The following is a 16599-nucleotide window of genomic DNA, read 5'->3' on the forward strand; positions in this document are numbered from 1 at the left end:
TTGGTATTTTATATCTATGTAAGGTTTACTTTTAGCGGTTTCATTAATTCCCTTGCCTCCTTTCACTTATTAGAGGGCAGTTATATTTGGTTGGTTTCAAAAAAGTTCTGTTGTATGTAGATTTGTATATTCATAAGGATTACTTATGAATAATTATAGCATTTTCGTAATTTTACTTATGAAAATATCGTTTTATAATGAGGGAAAATAGCGCGATTAGAGGTCCTTTTTATGAAAAATAAAATCACATACTTATTAGGGATTACAATAACAGGCTTTGGGGATGGAATTCAGCAAATAGCATTGATGTGGTATATTTTTCATCTTACAGGCGAAGCGGCTTCGATTGGGTTGATGATTGCTATCTATTATTTGCCTAGTATGATCCTGACGCCGTTTCTTTCTGTGTATGTGGACCACCGTGACTCCAAAAATATTGTGGTTGTGACGGATGGCCTTCGTTTCCTGTTTGTATTTGTCATGGCAGGGCTGATTTTTTTTCACGTGGAATCGGCAGTGTTATTTTACGTTCTGCAATTTATCCTTGCCATTTGTTACACCATTTACAAACCAGCATCCCAATCTTTTATAAAAGAGGCATTTTCCGATGAGGATATTCCATTTGTCATTTCAAAGTCGTCTTCCTTAAGTGAAGCGGCTGGCCTTGCTGGAATGGCTGTTTCCGGTATGTTTTTAGTGAAGCTATCAATTTCTACTAGTTTTTTCATTAATTCGTTAACATTTTTAGTGGCAGCAATTTTGTACTTTTTTATTAAGAGGGTTCGTCCAAAAAAAAGGAAGGCTGGAAAAGTTCGCTACATACCTGAGCTGATTGCGGGCTGGAATTTTATAAACTATCAGGCTGGAATGAAGTTTTTATTATTCCTATCCATATTAAATAGTATAAGTATCCAAATGACCACGACATTAATGCTCCCTCTTGCCAATCAGTTTCACGGCGGCAGCGGGTTGTATTCTTCTTTTGAAATGGCGTTTTCTATCGGGGGAATTGCCGCCGGGCTTATCGTTACGTTTTTTCTCAAAAAACTGAAACAGAAAGTGATATTGGTGACGATGGTGGGCATGATGATATCTGCATTCCTATTATATTTGAATGATTTTAGAATAGTAGCGGTGATATGCATCTTCATCTTAGGACTGTTCACGATGTCACACCTAACAATTGTCCAAACGCTTATTCAATTAAACACAACAAAAGAATATATTGGCAGAGTCATAGGATTAAGAACGATTCTAGCCTCCTTTGTAAAAATATCATCTGCACTGTTAACAGGTACGCTAATTAGCCATATTGGCATTCAAAATATATTGCTGGCTTTCGTTGTTCTCATTTTAATGAGCTTTTTAACATGGGGGAATATGAAAAGGGTGCAGGTACCTGTTTAAATTACATCCGGTCTGTTCGATTTTGTTTAGGACTAAGTGCCTAAATCGGTCTAAATATCAAAATAGGAGAATCAGGACCTTAATTTTGTTTAAATCTAGTTATACTGTTATTCCTCGCTTCATTATTGCCTAGTGAGGACTCTTTTTTATGTACGATTTCCTTTCTCCCAGACTCCTGAACAAACACAACTGCTGCAATCACCATTAAAATTCCAATATACTGCCACAAATGCAAGGTTTCACTGAACACAAGAAAGCTCATAATCGATGCTACGACTGGTTCGATCGTAGCCAGAATAGAAGCTCGGCTTGATTCTATTTTGGTTAAACCTTTTGTATATAGCAAAAAGGCTAATAATGTGGAAAAAAGGCCGAGGCCAATAATATTCAACCATGCATTTAAGCTTGAAAATAAAGAGGCTGCAGACCATAATCCACTAAATGGTGTGACGGCAGTTGCAGCAAAAATAAAAGTATATACCGTGACGGTTATCGCGTTATATTTACGCAAAGCGTATTTTCCGAATATGCTGTACAGGGCATAGAAAAGACCAGAGCCAAGACCGAATAATAGGCCAAGAAAAGAAATCGATCCATGAAAAGATGGCAGTACACCAATGACAAAGGCGCAGCCGATAAAGGTAGCAATTAATGCGATCACCTTGCGTGTTGTCAACCATTCCTTAAAAAGAATTCTTGAACAAATGGCTACAAAGGCAGGTGCAGTATATAGCAGAATGACAGAAATAGAGATGGAGGTTACTTCCATGGCGCGGAACAAGCACCAATTAAACAGAACAAAGCTGATAATTCCTGTACCTATAAAATACTTACTGTCCGAAATGTTGATTTTTAAAAGGCTTCGATCTTTCACCACTATGTACAAAACAAGGGAAATGGATGCGAAAAGTGCTCGTATGGCAACAACCTGTAATGGCGTGTAGCCAATGGCATATAGATTGGTTACAAAGATTCCAATGATTCCCCATAAAAAAGCACCCGCCCCAACTAGGAACAGCGGCAATTTAAGATGCATATTTCATTCCCCCTACATATTGGACTAATTTCATAATAATCAAATTATTGCATATAAAATAGAAACATGCCATAAAAAGAGGAATTTCAAATGAAATATGGAAGCTCTAATTATTATGGAAAGGATGGGTAAAATGGAAAATTATATTAGAAATTTTGAAAAACAAGACATGGATTTTCTATGGGACATGTTATATGAATCCATGTATGTAGAAGAAGGGAAGCCAGCCCTAAATAGAGATATATTAAAGGAACCTGCAATTGAAAAATATCTTAAAGATTGGGGGCGTGATACCGACCGTGCTCTAATTGCCGTGAATGCAATCAATCAACCACTCGGAGCAATTTGGATTCGTCTTTTTAGTAAGGATGCCGGCGGTTATGGGTTTGTTGATGAGGAGACGCCTGAGTTAGGGATTGCGCTGATACCCGAAGCAAGGGGAAAGGGCATAGGTAAAAAATTGATGAGGGAAATGTTCCAGCTTGCAAAGTCGAGTGGATATAAAGCAGTTTCCCTCAGCGTTAATCCTCAGAATGTACCAGCGTTAAACATGTATGAAAAGAATGGATTTATCAAAATTGGTGCAGATGATGGCGGGTCATGGGTGATGAAAAAAGAATTATAGTGAAGCAATAAAGACATTCTGCAGAAGGAATGTCTTTATTGCTTCGCATTTTCTTTTTCTAAAATATCCTTCACTACATCCTCTATCGTAATATTCACTAGTGCTTTTTCCAAAGCGGATTGAGCGCTAGAAAAAATCGGGACAATGGCACTTTGAATGTTTCTGCCGACTAAACAATCTGGGTTCGGATGTTCATGCATGCCGAATAATTCCTTCTCAGGTACGACATCTACCGCTTTATAAACATCCAATAAAGTGATCTCTGAAAGTTTCTTTGCAAGCTCTGCCCCTGCCACACCTGGTCGAACCTTGACGAGCCCCGCGTTTTTTAACATTCCCATAATTTTACGAATAACTACAGGATTAGTGTTAACACTACTAGCGATAAATTCTGAGGAATTTACAGTGTCCTTGTTTATTTCTAATAGCGATAATATATGAATTCCGACAGCAAAACGGCTGCTTATAGACATGATTTCACCTTCATTTATTTCGATTCCTTATTATTATACCATATCAAATGTAACAAAATTAGTTACAACAATCAAAAATGGATTGACAAAGCCTAACCTGTAACTTATATTATTACATGTAATCATTTTAGTTACATCTTAAAAGGAGTGTTCTTAATGAAAATTGGAATTATCGGTGCAACTGGTAAAGCAGGAAGCCTTATTTTAAAAGAAGCTGTGGAAAGAGGACATGAGGTTACTGCAATTGTTCGAAATGCAGCAAAAATTCAAAATCAAGACATTAAAGTTTTAGAAAAAGATATTTTTGATTTAAAATCCGAAGATCTAAAAGGATTCGACGTAGTAGTAAATGCATTTAATGCAGCACCTGGACAAGAAGAAAAACATATTGAAGCGGGAAAAGTGTTAATTGATGCATTGAAAAATCTTCCGCAAACGAGACTGCTCGTAGTTGGTGGAGCAGGAAGCTTGTTTACGGATGAAAGCAAAACCGTACGCGTATTAGAAACACCTGATTTTCCGGCAGCTTATTTCCCAACTGCTTCTAACATGGCTAAAAACCTTGAAGACCTACAATCAAGTGATATCAACTGGACTTATATTAGCCCATCTGCTTTCTTTGACCCTCAAGGAAAACGAACAGGTTCATATCAAAAAGGAAAAGATCAGCTCTTAGTTAATTCTAAAGGAGAAAGCTATATTAGTTATCCAGATTATGCAATCGCAATGGTAGATGAGATTGAAAATCCTGCTCATGTGAATGAGAGATTTACGGTTGTTGGAGAAGCAGAATAAAAAAAGACCTTTCGTTGTAAAGTGGTTTCGTTTCGGTGGAGAAACATACCAAATAGTATGCTAATTAGCAGACCAAATCGCATATGATTTGGTCTCTTATTTTCCTCCTATATATCAATGATTATGTAGCAAGGAAAATCGCAGTCTAAAAAATATGTTGACAATTGTTGTTGTCAACATGTTAATTGTCCTTTTTGAGCAACCAAAGATAATCAAAATAAGCGGATATTTTACGGTTATACAGCGGAAAAGAGCTCGGTTCGGGGTATATAAGCGGAGGTTTTCCGATTAAGCAAAGCAAAATTACTCATTTTTACGTTTTTTGAAATAATAGTCGGAATACTTCCGTCTATTTAAGGGATTTTCTGTGTTATTTCGTCATTAAGAGAAATTTCTCCGCTTATTTATCAAACTCCCTTTAGCGTCTAATGAACTTCCTTACATATTAAAGACAAAAGCTTTGGGAAAAATCCCAAGCTTTTGTGTGCTAATTACATTGTTATTCAATGCTATGAAATCTTATGTTATTTGTGCTTTGTAATCGGAACTACTTACTTTCGTTGGAAAGGTCTTTTTTTTACAGTTTTTTAGAGCAAGTAACTATCGACCGATCTTGCACATTTGTTCTTTAGCGTTCACATGCAATAAAATCATGATCCCGATCCTTATTGGCATTAGCATCATAAAGTGCCTTTGATACAAATGGCTTATAGCGCGTTTTTCCACCCTTGTTTTTCACGGAAGCGGAACGGGCAACTCCGCCTTTGTAATCTTTATTCAATGCCTTACAATTTGCATATTTTTTGACGGTGGTTTTTGCAGATGCTTCCTTTGATTCTATAACAGAAAAGGAAAGAATGAGCCCAATAGAAAGGAAAATGGCAAGAAGTTTTTTCATGAAGTATCCCTCTTTTTTACTCAAATCATAACTCGATTTTGGAGCAGTTTTCAATATAAAAAAGGATATTTTATAGAAAAATAGAAATTATTTTTAGTGAGGTGGGGATATTGGCGTTGGATGAGATAAAAGTAGTAGTAGGTGCAGGGGAATTTAACAATAACCCAGGCTGGATACATACACAGGAAAATGAACTTAACCTCCTGGACGAACGTACATGGGAAAAACGTTTTAAAGAGGGAACTATCCACGCGATTTTGGCAGAACATGTTTGGGAACATCTTTCCTACCAGGAAGGACAGGAAGCAGCCCGAATTTGTTATCGATATTTAAAACCGAATGGCTATATTCGCTGTGCGGTTCCGGATGGATTTTTTCCAGATGAGGCCTACCAAGCTATTGTAAAGGTTGGCGGTCCTGGCCCAAAAGATCACCCCGCTGCAAGCCATAAAATGGTCTATGATTATCAAACATTATCGGAACTTTTTGTGAGTGTAGGATTTAAAGTGAATTTACTTGAGTTCTTCGATGAAAATGGAATTTTCCACGAATTGAAGGTATCTCCACAAATGTTCATGTACATTATTAAAAAAAATATCCATATGCTTATATAACATACGTTTTTAACTTATTTATTGTCTGTACATAATTGTTTAACTGTACATAAATAACAGATGTTAACGAATATTTTTGTACATTAATTTTTCAAACATATTAAATGGTTAGGGTTAGTGGACTCATGCACCCGGTTCAAAGCCACCAAATCTCGAAGTTTAATAACTACGTTTAGGTAATATATGGTGAATTAGGTATAGGCCGTTAAAAATTGTATGTGCGCTAACGGGAAGTTTAGCTGAAATGCTGAATGAGTATGTAGGGGTCCTACCAGCAAAAAACATACGCTAAGGAAAATGCGATATCAAAAGGGTCCAATTTCCCCACTCTAGGGAAATTCAGTCTCTTTCAATAAACTTATCCACAACTTAATATTATCTATTGTATCTTCAAAAGGAATTACTCTGAAAAGCACCGATTTGACATTACCTCCAGACTAACTAAATATCTCCGCAATATCCTCTATAGAACAACCTTTGATAATAGGGGTCCCACCAACAAAATACGGTTATCTTAACTCGTAAATAGTAAACCTTTGTCTATCAATGGTTTATTCATTGTTGTAATGTAAACAACGTATTCGTCTTGACAATGAGCTTCGAGTCATCTGATTCTATCCTTTTTGCCCGACACTTGAAAAATGATCGGTTTACCTAACAAGGTTATCTGATGCCTTCTCATTGTAAAGACATTTCTACGCTGAATACGTTGTTTACAGAGTTAAGATATTGTCTACAATGTAACATTTAGGACCGTTTATGGTACTAATAAATATTCTAAAAAAAATAACATATTTCTTTTTATTTTAGAACCAAAACTCATTCCCAAAATCAAAGTAAAATTTGATTCGCATCAATTACCTATAAATTCTCTAAGACCATTAAATAAATATTAGACATAACACATAAAGCCAAATGCCTTAACGTACATGTATTTGGCTATTTCTATGTCGATTTTGCTTAGCGTACAAAATTTCCGATTATCTAACGTGCTATTCATAGTATACAAAGTAAAGAAAACGGTCGTTTTTGTTACAGTTAAATAGACCGTAACTATTACAGCGATGTTTTATTAACTTATATATATATAATTTCAATTATAGACAAAAATAGACAATGTTCTTAAAAGGACATTTATTTACACTAATAGAATAATAATTCTATGAAAGGAAATATAAGGGAAAGGAGTATTGTGTAAAGATAACGGCAGTTTTATAGGGGGAAAGAAAATGTAGAAGGTTTTTTATTTAAAACAATACATTACGGAGGTGGTTAGATGAAAAAAAAAAATTAATAGTTACTATACTCGTATTTATTCCGATATTACTGGTTAGTGTACTACTATTTAAAGATAATCTTATCCCACAAACCTCAGCTTCTAAAGCCGAAAAAACTAAAACTGAACTATCAATATTAGAAGCAGTTAAACTTGCATATCCATCCGCGTTGAAATGGAATAAGAATGCACAATTATATCAAGCAATAAATATAGACTTAGATAAGCCTGGAAAGTCAATTGGGAGCAATGGAAAAAGGAAATATTGGAATGTGAAATTTGTAGTACCAGATACTAACAAGACATTTTTAGTAACAATCCATGAGGGAAAAGTTGATCAAACGAATGATTTTACTGTAAAAAATACAGATCCTTTTCCAAAACAGGAATTGATAAGATTATCAGATGTAAAATATGATTCGCCGCAATTACTCAAAAAGGCACTAGAAAAAGGAGGTATTCACCCAGGTAAAGATTGGGCAAAAGGTTATAATTTTATGCTAACCAAGGATCCAGAAACAAATATCACCTTAATGTTAGTGATCGGTTGGAATAGTGAATACAAGAAAATGGTATCTGTTTATTTTAATGCTACTAATGGCAAATTACTTCTTTCGAAATAAAGGGAGGAATATCAAAATTGAAAAAGATTACATTTTTTATTATAGCATTATTAATTTTTACTGTATCTAACTTCGTTTCAGAATCATTTGCTGCCACCAAGCATTCTTATACTGCTCCAGTTGTTACTGCTTATGTAGGTTTAACTTCTGGACATGGAGCTACTTATGGATTTTATAATGTACAATATAAAACTATTGCAGTGCATAAAGACAGTTCAAATAAACCTGTTATTCCGTTTGGAACTGATATTAACTGTGATATTGCGCTTCGTTTACCTACAGCTAGTGGTACCAAATATGTTTCTACTTATAGTGTTACTGATACCGGTGCAGGTTTAGCTGGTGATTGGTTTGATGTTTATTATGGAACAGATAACTCGACGAATCGTTATTGGGCCGATCAATTTGGTACAGAAAAAAATGTTTCATATTCTGCTACATTTTAAGATAGATCATCATGTTGCAACAATGTGACTTTCCTAAAAATATTAAAATCGAATTCTTATATTATAAGGTCTGCCGTAAAAATTTATGGTTGACCTTTTTTGTGTGTTTTTACTATATCAGTGTCAGTAACCTGGGTGAAACGGGAATTTAACCCCTTACTTGTGAAACATATTTAAGAACTGTTCAGAACTTAGATTAAGGTATAATTAGCGAAGCAGTGATACCGCATAGAGGATATAGGGATACCGACAAATTATTAGTTGAGTTTGAATGAATCCAGACATTGGTGTAGTAGATGTTTCAAAAAGGTAATTCGCGTTAGGATAGTGCCAGTGCCCACATTATCCTGATGCTACTACTTAACAATATGCAGTTTTAGTTTAAGAATCTAATCTAAATAAGTCGATTCTTAAGAGTACGGAAATCGATTTTTTTAAGTTGAAATTCACTTAGAGTAGAAATGTCAGGGTTTTATCTTCCAAAAAATGTCTTAGCGTGGGTTATATGTCAAAATTCTGGTGGTACCCCTTTATGCAAGAAGAAAAAACAAAACTCATTGACTGGTTGACATCCGACAGATGGGACTTCTATGTAAATACCACGCCTATAAGATAAGAGACGAAATCTCCTTTGCCATTGATAATGGGAATTATCATAGCGACGAATGTCGTACTTTCTGGATACGTGACCCACAATCGAGTGAAAATGTTGGACTCATTAGAATTAATGACTAGTTGGACAGTCCGCTATGTTTGACTTACGAGTCAAGACATCAAGCAGGGGAACTGGAATTGGCAAACAAGCAGTTCGTTGACTTACTGTCCATGTATTTAATACATATCCAGAAATCATCCGTATTGAAAGGCGGCAAACTAGACAGGATAACATAGCAATGAGGAAGGTTTTTCGTTCATGCGGTTATCTGAAGGAAGCCCACTATAGAGGATGTTGGGAAGACGAATCCAACGAATACTTGGATTCCATAGGTTATAGCATAATAAAAAGCGATTTTAAGAACGGGACTCTTACCCCGGTTCAATGGAATGATGAGACATCGTTATTAGTTTAGAAATATGAAAGCAACGCCTTTTCAGTTAACTGACGCAATTGTTGTATAAAACTTAGATTTTTAAATGACTTTATTGCTAAATAATCCTTAATTTAACAACTTTATTTTACCCCCATCCTACAGAATGGGGGTATGTGTATTGGTAGTATTTAACTTGAATAACGTAATATAACCTTTGACATTTCCGTATTGCGGGTGATGTCAGCTTCGCTGGTACTACCCCCACAACCAATTGCTAAGGAACCATCTGGCATAATTATGGATAAATAACAAAGTAATTCCAAACTAGTTACTTTCTTTATATCAAAGGTGTATTCCCGCGAAACCTCACACCAGCGAAGATGTATGATATATGGAATATTTAAAATAGTTTAATATTTTTATAATATTCAAAATTAATTGTTTACTAAATGGAATTAATAGTTTATAATGACAGTGTACTATAAATATTGTTAATTTTTAGAAGGTGATTACATTGGAAATATTCTACTTTATACAAATATTTACGAGTATAATTTTTTTGTTTTCTTCTGTATCAAAACTTTTTACTTTAAGTCAGTTCATTAATGTGTTTCAGTCATTAGGATTTAATAAGACTTTCTCTTTATTTTGTGCAATTTCCACATTTTTGTTAGAGTTTTCTGTATCTGTATTCATTGTTTTTAAATCGACTGTTTCAATAGGTATGATAATTTTGATTTTATTAATATTTGCCTTCTTAGGAACAACTATATACAGTCAAATAAAAAGTTTGAAAATAAAATGTAATTGCTTCGGCAATTTGATGGAAGATAATTTAGGTAAATCCACCTACTATCGAATATTCTTTTTATTAATTCTTTTCTTTAGTCTAACCTTTAGCCAGAATTATATTGGAATTACCGAAATTTCATATACCCCCTCTGTTAGGATAGATGTCGTAGACAACTTTAGTGTATAGTTTAATTAACACACGGAGGTTGATCGACATGAAAAGTAATAATGGGAAACGATATACGGAGGAAATGAAAGAGTCCATTCTTAAGAGAATGATGCCCCCCAATAATGAATCTGTAAGTCAGATAAGTAAAGAACTCGGAATTACTGAACCCACTCTATATAAGTGGAGGAAAGAGGCTAGAATAGCTGGAAACCCCACTCCGGGTGATGGAAAAGTCTCTGAACAGTGGAGCAGTGAAGATAAATTTTTGATTGTCATGGAAACATACGCAATGAGCCAGGCAGATTTAGCAGAGTATTGTAGAAAAAAAGGACTATATAAAGAACAAATTGAAGCATGGCGTGATTCTTGTCTAAACGCAAACGGTCGGGAATCTAATCAATCAAAGCAGTTGAATCAAGAATTAAAGGAAGAGAAAAAACGTGCAAAAACGTTAGAAAAAGATTTGCGTAAAAAGGAAAAAGCATTGGCAGAAGCCGCAGCCCTATTACTTCTCAGAAAAAAGGCCCAAGCGATCTGGGGGGACCAAGAGGACGAATGATTAACCCGTCAGATCGCGCACTAGCAGTAGAACTCATCCAAGAAGCTAACCAAAATGGTGCGCGATTAGCCTTGGCGTGCAAAGAATTGAACATTAGTGTACGTACGTATGAACGGTGGATTTCAGAAGGAGGAATTAAGGAAGATGGGCGTCCGATTGCATCACGTCCAGAACCGAAAAATAAACTAACAAAGGAGGAAAAACAAGAGATATTAGAGGTTGTCAAAAAAGAGGAATTTGTGGATTTACCACCCACTCAAATTGTGCCGAAATTAGCCGATCAGAGTATTTATATTGCCTCTGAATCTAGTTTCTATCGAGTGCTTCGTAAGCAAAATATGCAAAATCATAGAGGAAGAAGTAAAAGACCTGAACGAAGACTACCAGAAAGCCATTTGGCAACAGCACCTAACCAGGTTTGGACATGGGATATTACATGGTTAAAAGGGCCGGTGAAAGGCATGTTTTACCGACTCTATTTAATTATCGATATTTTTAGTAGAAAAATAGTAGGTTGGGAGATTTGGGAAACAGAGGAGTCACAATACGCTGAGGAGTTAATGAAAAAGACGGTAATTAGCGAGAAAATTCAAGGAAGGCCACTGGTGTTACATTCCGACAATGGGAGCCCTATGAAAGCCGCAACATTCCAGGTCCTACTTGAAAAACTGGGGATCCAAAGCTCCTATTCAAGACCTAGGGTAAGTAATGATAATCCCTATTCTGAAGCGATGTTCCGGACTCTAAAATATCGACCTGAATTCCCGTACAAGGGATTTGAAACCCTTAAAGCTGCACGTGAATGGGCATTAAAATTTGTGAATTGGTATAACTGTGTACATTTGCACAGTGGAATTAATTTTGTGACGCCAGAGCAATGCCACACAGGTGCCCATACGGAGATACTAAAAAAGCGCAAAAACGTTTACGAATTAGCGAAGCAAAAGCACCCAGAGCGTTGGTCACGCTCAACTAGAGACTGGAGTGCACATAATTCGGTGGCTCTAAATCCTATGAAAGAAAAAATAGAAAAGGAAGAAACAAAATCGCCTCACTGCGGACAAGCTTGAAAATACCCTTTTCCTTCTCATCAAAGAACAGAATGAATTCTGTTCTTTGATGAGAAGGCCACCAAGCGAAGCGCGGTAGTAAAACCCCAAACGTTCTTACACTAGCAAACAAGTGAAATGCGACAACTATCTTGACAAACACCGTATACGATCACAATTAACTTTGTACTTTCTAGTATTAATTTGATGTTGTTTTACTTCTTATTTAATGCTTTTGGCAGATTAATTTTAATGAATAGGACGAGAAATATATGAGTACATTAATTTTTTTATACAGTTTATCTTTTTTGGTAATTTTAGTAGCTTGTATGATCCTTTATATATATAACAATATCTTGAAAAGTAGCAGACAACTTCTTAAGAATCAGGACGGACTTAGAAAAGGAACTTTATATCCTTTAAATAATCTAGAGTACATAAATGAAAAGGACGTCAATACAAATTCAAATTGCGATGGAACTATATTAATAGCTACCTCATACGGATGTGCAGCCTGTAAAAGAGTTTATCCATATTTAGAACAACTTAGACAAGAATATAATAATATCGATTTTCATCTATTAATGTTAGCAAATAAAGATCAAGCACAAGAAACTATTAATCTTTATAACTTAAGAAACTTTAAAGTTTCATTAATACAAAACGATCAGTTACATAATTTAGGAATAACAGGGTTCCCTTTCAGTTATCTTCTTTCAAAAGAGAAGAAGGTTATTGAAAAAGGCATTGTGAACCATAAGAAGGATTTTGACTTGCTAATCTCTTTTCTGACTATTAAAAAGGTATCTTGATATTTAATTAAATTGTAGAAAGCAATGTAAATAGACTTTAATAACTTAAATTTATGAAATTGATAGGTGGAAATGATTAAAAAAGACCTGTTAACTATTATATTGCCTTTTAATACAACACTGATTAAACTTCATTTCTTTTTCTCTTATATACGACTTATTCCAAAACATCTTATGTATTAAAAAAAATTATACTATAAGTATGGGAAATAGTGTAAAATCTTCTTTCCTTTACTATTAAAGTTAGTAATTAGGTTATAACTAGAGGGTTATGTTTCTAATCTTAGACCATAACATGTGAAATGCCAATTTATACTTGTTAATTCCTCTATCAAAAAGTTTAACCTATTTTCATATAAACTATGAAAGGAGGTGGAATTTATGGACAACCATGAAAACGAAGTAAAACCTATGGGGGCCGATTGTGATACAGTATATTGTGCAAATGATCCGTGTGGACCTGGTAGAGAGAGAGACATGGAATTTTGCTATGAACCAAAAATATTTGGTGGAAAACTTATTGCGACCCATTGTGGCTGTGGATATTTTAATTAAAATATATAAGACCAGGTGTTTTACCTGGTCTTATATATATCCTAGCTATAAAAATAGGTGATATTATGATTTTGTATTTGTTTAGGTCTTTTAAAATGATCTACAAAATAAAAAAGTCATGGCTTTTTTTTACAATCTTTTTTCGGATTGCCAATGGATTTATTCCATTAATAGAATTGTGGATACTACAAATTCTTATTAACAAGGTAACTATGTACATTACTGGAAATAATGATAACCTTATCATTATTGTAAAACTAATTGTTTTTCAGTTTTTTATTATTATAGTTAAGTCAAGTCTCAGCAATTATTTTAACGTTTTCGATACGAAAATGGAGCAGATGTTAGATTATTATTTAGGTGAGATTATAATGAATAAACTAATAAGTGTACCTTACTATTATTATGAAATTCCGTCTTTTTATAATCACCAGTATCGAATATTAAATAATTATGGGAGTAGATTTTTAAGGCCAGTTAAAAATCTTGTTGAAGCGGTACAAAATATTATCAGTATAGTATCTTATATTAGTTTTTTATATTTCATTCATTGGTCTTTGATATTTTTGGGTGTTGTTGTTGCAATACCTACTTTAGTTATTCAATATAAGTACGGAAACAAGAAATTTGCTTTTCATAAAGATCAATCGGGTAAATTAAGAGAAGCAAATTATATAATTGGTTTATTTGGAAGTAAACAAAGTACAAAAGAAATAAGACTTTTTAAGTTAAGAGATAAATTGTTACAAAGGTGGAAGGAAATTGTTTTAACTAATAACAAAAAGTACATTAGAATTTTAAATAAGCAAAATAGACTAAGTGTCGGAATCGATGCATTCTCTGGTTTATTATATGCATTAGCATTAGTTCTAATTGTGTATGTAATAAAAATAAAAAAATTAAGCGTAGGTAACTTTGTTACTACTATACAATCTTTGAAAGAATTACAATTCTCCGTAAATCGCATTTCATTTTTAGTGGCATTGATATTAGAGAGTAGTTTATATATTAAAGATTTTTTTGAATTTATAGATTATGAAATCGATAATAAAGGTACTATAAACGAAAAAATTCAATTGAGCTTAGATAACAGTAGATCTATTTTCTCCAAAGGTATATCAGTGGAAAATTTATATTATAAATATCCACTCAGCGATACTTATACATTAAATAATATTTCTTTCGTTATTAAACCTAAGGAAAAAGTTGCAATTGTTGGCGATAACGGATCTGGGAAAAGTACTCTTATAAAAATATTAGTAGGCCTATACCAACCTACACAGGGAAAAATATTTTTTTCTGAGAAAGAAATTCGAGAAATAAAAGATGATGATTTAAGAAAAAACATGACTGCAATATTTCAAGATTTTGTTAAATTTGCTTACAGTGTAAAGGAAAATATAGCTTTTAGTGATTTGGACAATATAACTAATGAAGAAAAAATAAAAAACGTTGGATTAATAAGTGGTGTCGATAAGTTAGTCGAAAAGTTACCAAAAGGATATGATACAAACTTAGGCAAGATTCTTCCTAATAGTATAGATATTTCAGGTGGTGAGTGGCAAAAGATAGCGTTATCTAGGGCTTTATTTAAAAACTCCAATATTATTATTTTGGATGAGCCTACAGCTTCATTAGATCCCAAAAGTGAATTGTCAATTTTTAATCAATTTATGGAAATTGTTAAAGAAAAAACAGCTATATTTATTTCTCATAGAATGGCATCTGCAAGAATGGCAGATCGAATTATTGTTATGAAGCAGGGTGAAATTGTTGAAGAAGGTTCTCATGAATATTTAATGAAAAAGAAAGGTGAATATTATAATATGTATGAGTCCCAAGCATCTTGGTATCAGTAAATTATTATATCAGTCAAATATAGGTTTATTCTATGAAAATTTTTATTGGGACTTGATTTAGCTTAAAACGAATAAACCTCCAATTTTTATTATATATTAGTAAAAAATAAGGAGGGGAAAAAGATAAAGAATAAGCTGATTTTATTAGTTTGCTTTGTTATCTTTATGATTGGTTTTTCTTATACTATTTTCAAAGTTCATAATGTTAAGAGGTTAGAATCATCTAAAATTGATTCTATGCTTGGTTTTAAACCAAGTTTTATAAAACAGGGAAACGAAAGTAAATATAGAATTAATCTTACAATGAATACCAATGGTGTCTTCCATATAGAATCTACGATCAAAATTAAAAACACTTCTGCAGATGCATGGAATGAACTGGTGTTTTATTTTATTCCGAATATGTCTACTAAAAAAAATGCTCCACAACTAGAATATCCATCCACAATAAATTTTAAGAAGGTCGAAATTAACGAGAAAAATGTTAGTTTCAAATTAGATAAAGATACGCTCAAATTACCTTTGTCATCAAATATTCAACCAAAAAAAGAAACTGTGGTACATTTTTCTTACGATTTCACTCTTCCTGAAAAAGGTTTAAGACTGACAAAGAGTGGTAATAATTACTTCTTGGCTCAGTTTTATCCTATGCTAGCTACTTACAGAAACCATAAGTGGAATAAAGAAAAATATCAACTTAGGGGAGAATCCTATCATACTGGATTTAGTGATTTTAAGATTACATATGATATCCCTAAAGAATTTACTATTACATCTACAAGTCAAAATGATGAATATCCAAGTGAAAATAGAGGTTCATTTGAGATTAATAACGTTAAAGAGGTTTTTATATCAATTCTTAAAAATCCTAAATTCGTATTAAAAAAGGAAAACAATGTTTCTATTAGAGTATTCGGAATGGAAAATGATATTGAATTATATAAAGAAATAAGCGATGTAGCTCTAGATGCTTTAAATTTTTTTCAACAAAATATTGGTCCGTATCCTTTTAAACAGTTGGATATTGTATTGGGAGAAATGGGAATGGAGTATCCCGGAATAATAACAGCCGGTTCAATATATAATAGTCAACAGGTAAGTTCCGAAGCACTTAAAAATATGGTTGTACATGAAATAGCTCACCAATGGTTTTATGCAATTATTAGTAACGATCCTTTTAATGATGCATGGTTAGATGAAGGATTTGCAAATTTCGCTGAATCACTATATTACTTTTCTTCTACAAAAGAAAAGGTACCCTATAATTTAATAAAAAGGCCATCCAAAGAACTAGTAGTCAATTTACCAATTGATAAGTATAGAAATAATCAAAGTTCGTATATATATGGGGAATCAATGAATATGTTGTGGAAACTGTTTGAAAAAAGAGGAGGAATCAATAAAGCTAAAGAATTTTTAAAAACCTATTATCAGTTATATAAATTTAAGGAATTAAATACACAAGAATTTGTAAGGTTTACCAAAGCCTATTTTAATCTTAAAGATAATTCTGATTTTGAAGGTTGGTTAAAATTAAACTAAAAAATTATTTCCTGGGGTAATCGTCAGGAAAAAACATA

At 33.4% G+C, this 16599-nt stretch carries 14 protein-coding genes and 1 pseudogene; 12 read left to right on the forward strand and 3 right to left on the reverse strand.

Annotated features, from left to right (window positions below; all coding sequences use genetic code 11):
• Nucleotides 1-231: 231 nt before the first annotated feature.
• Nucleotides 232-1407: an MFS transporter gene (locus NSQ59_RS03835; RefSeq protein ID WP_340829378.1), complete on the forward strand. Its 1176-nt coding sequence runs from the start codon at nucleotides 232-234 to the stop codon at nucleotides 1405-1407.
• Between the two features lie 79 nt (nucleotides 1408-1486).
• Here the strand turns inward: NSQ59_RS03835 and NSQ59_RS03840 are convergent, their stop codons facing one another.
• A complete protein-coding gene (locus NSQ59_RS03840; protein ID WP_340829380.1) occupies nucleotides 1487-2443 on the reverse strand; it encodes a DMT family transporter in 957 nt (318 codons plus the stop codon).
• 133 nt (nucleotides 2444-2576) lie between these two features.
• Between NSQ59_RS03840 and NSQ59_RS03845 the strand changes: the two genes are divergently transcribed.
• Complete coding sequence (locus tag NSQ59_RS03845) at nucleotides 2577-3068, forward strand: GNAT family N-acetyltransferase (protein ID WP_340829382.1); 492 nt, start codon at nucleotides 2577-2579, stop codon at nucleotides 3066-3068.
• 35 nt (nucleotides 3069-3103) lie between these two features.
• Here the strand turns inward: NSQ59_RS03845 and NSQ59_RS03850 are convergent, their stop codons facing one another.
• On the reverse strand, nucleotides 3104-3541 hold the full coding sequence (locus NSQ59_RS03850; RefSeq protein WP_340829384.1) for an Rrf2 family transcriptional regulator: 438 nt from the start codon (nucleotides 3539-3541) through the stop codon (nucleotides 3104-3106).
• Between the two features lie 156 nt (nucleotides 3542-3697).
• Between NSQ59_RS03850 and NSQ59_RS03855 the strand changes: the two genes are divergently transcribed.
• Nucleotides 3698-4336, forward strand: coding sequence for an NAD(P)-dependent oxidoreductase (locus tag NSQ59_RS03855; RefSeq protein ID WP_340829386.1), 639 nt, complete (start codon nucleotides 3698-3700; stop codon nucleotides 4334-4336).
• Nucleotides 4337-4964: 628 nt separating this feature from the next.
• Here NSQ59_RS03855 and NSQ59_RS03860 read toward each other — a convergent pair.
• On the reverse strand, nucleotides 4965-5234 hold the full coding sequence (locus NSQ59_RS03860) for an excalibur calcium-binding domain-containing protein (protein WP_055738345.1): 270 nt from the start codon (nucleotides 5232-5234) through the stop codon (nucleotides 4965-4967).
• Nucleotides 5235-5341: 107 nt separating this feature from the next.
• Here NSQ59_RS03860 and NSQ59_RS03865 point away from each other — a divergent pair, with 107 nt between their 5' ends.
• The 9 genes and pseudogenes from NSQ59_RS03865 (at nucleotide 5342) to NSQ59_RS03900 (ending at nucleotide 16561) form a co-directional block, all read left to right on the forward strand.
• Complete coding sequence (locus NSQ59_RS03865; protein WP_445669229.1) at nucleotides 5342-5848, forward strand: class I SAM-dependent methyltransferase; 507 nt, start codon at nucleotides 5342-5344, stop codon at nucleotides 5846-5848.
• A gap of 1548 nt (nucleotides 5849-7396) precedes the next feature.
• On the forward strand, nucleotides 7397-7747 hold the full coding sequence (locus NSQ59_RS03870) for a hypothetical protein (RefSeq protein WP_235950794.1): 351 nt from the start codon (nucleotides 7397-7399) through the stop codon (nucleotides 7745-7747).
• Nucleotides 7748-7764: 17 nt separating this feature from the next.
• Nucleotides 7765-8193: a hypothetical protein gene (locus NSQ59_RS03875; RefSeq protein WP_340829391.1), complete on the forward strand. Its 429-nt coding sequence runs from the start codon at nucleotides 7765-7767 to the stop codon at nucleotides 8191-8193.
• Between the two features lie 1536 nt (nucleotides 8194-9729).
• Nucleotides 9730-10203 (forward strand): MauE/DoxX family redox-associated membrane protein, encoded by a 474-nt coding sequence (locus NSQ59_RS27875; protein WP_445669195.1) that lies wholly within the window; start codon nucleotides 9730-9732, stop codon nucleotides 10201-10203.
• A 28-nt stretch (nucleotides 10204-10231) separates the two neighbouring features.
• Nucleotides 10232-11814: pseudogene (locus NSQ59_RS03880) on the forward strand (IS3 family transposase).
• A 251-nt stretch (nucleotides 11815-12065) separates the two neighbouring features.
• The gene (locus tag NSQ59_RS03885) at nucleotides 12066-12605 is read left to right on the forward strand and encodes a TlpA family protein disulfide reductase (protein ID WP_340829393.1); all 540 of its coding nucleotides are present in this window, start codon (nucleotides 12066-12068) and stop codon (nucleotides 12603-12605) included.
• A 381-nt stretch (nucleotides 12606-12986) separates the two neighbouring features.
• Nucleotides 12987-13160, forward strand: a complete 174-nt coding sequence (locus NSQ59_RS03890; protein ID WP_161809201.1) for a hypothetical protein — start codon at nucleotides 12987-12989, stop codon at nucleotides 13158-13160.
• 371 nt (nucleotides 13161-13531) lie between these two features.
• Nucleotides 13532-15019, forward strand: coding sequence for an ABC transporter ATP-binding protein (locus NSQ59_RS03895; protein WP_235950795.1), 1488 nt, complete (start codon nucleotides 13532-13534; stop codon nucleotides 15017-15019).
• A gap of 165 nt (nucleotides 15020-15184) precedes the next feature.
• A complete protein-coding gene (locus NSQ59_RS03900) occupies nucleotides 15185-16561 on the forward strand; it encodes a M1 family metallopeptidase (protein WP_126649297.1) in 1377 nt (458 codons plus the stop codon).
• The last annotated feature ends 38 nt before the right edge of the window (nucleotides 16562-16599 follow it).

It is taken from the genome of Margalitia sp. FSL K6-0131 (genome assembly GCF_038008735.1).
Taxonomy (GTDB): Bacteria; Bacillota; Bacilli; order Bacillales; family Bacillaceae_C; genus Margalitia; species Margalitia shackletonii.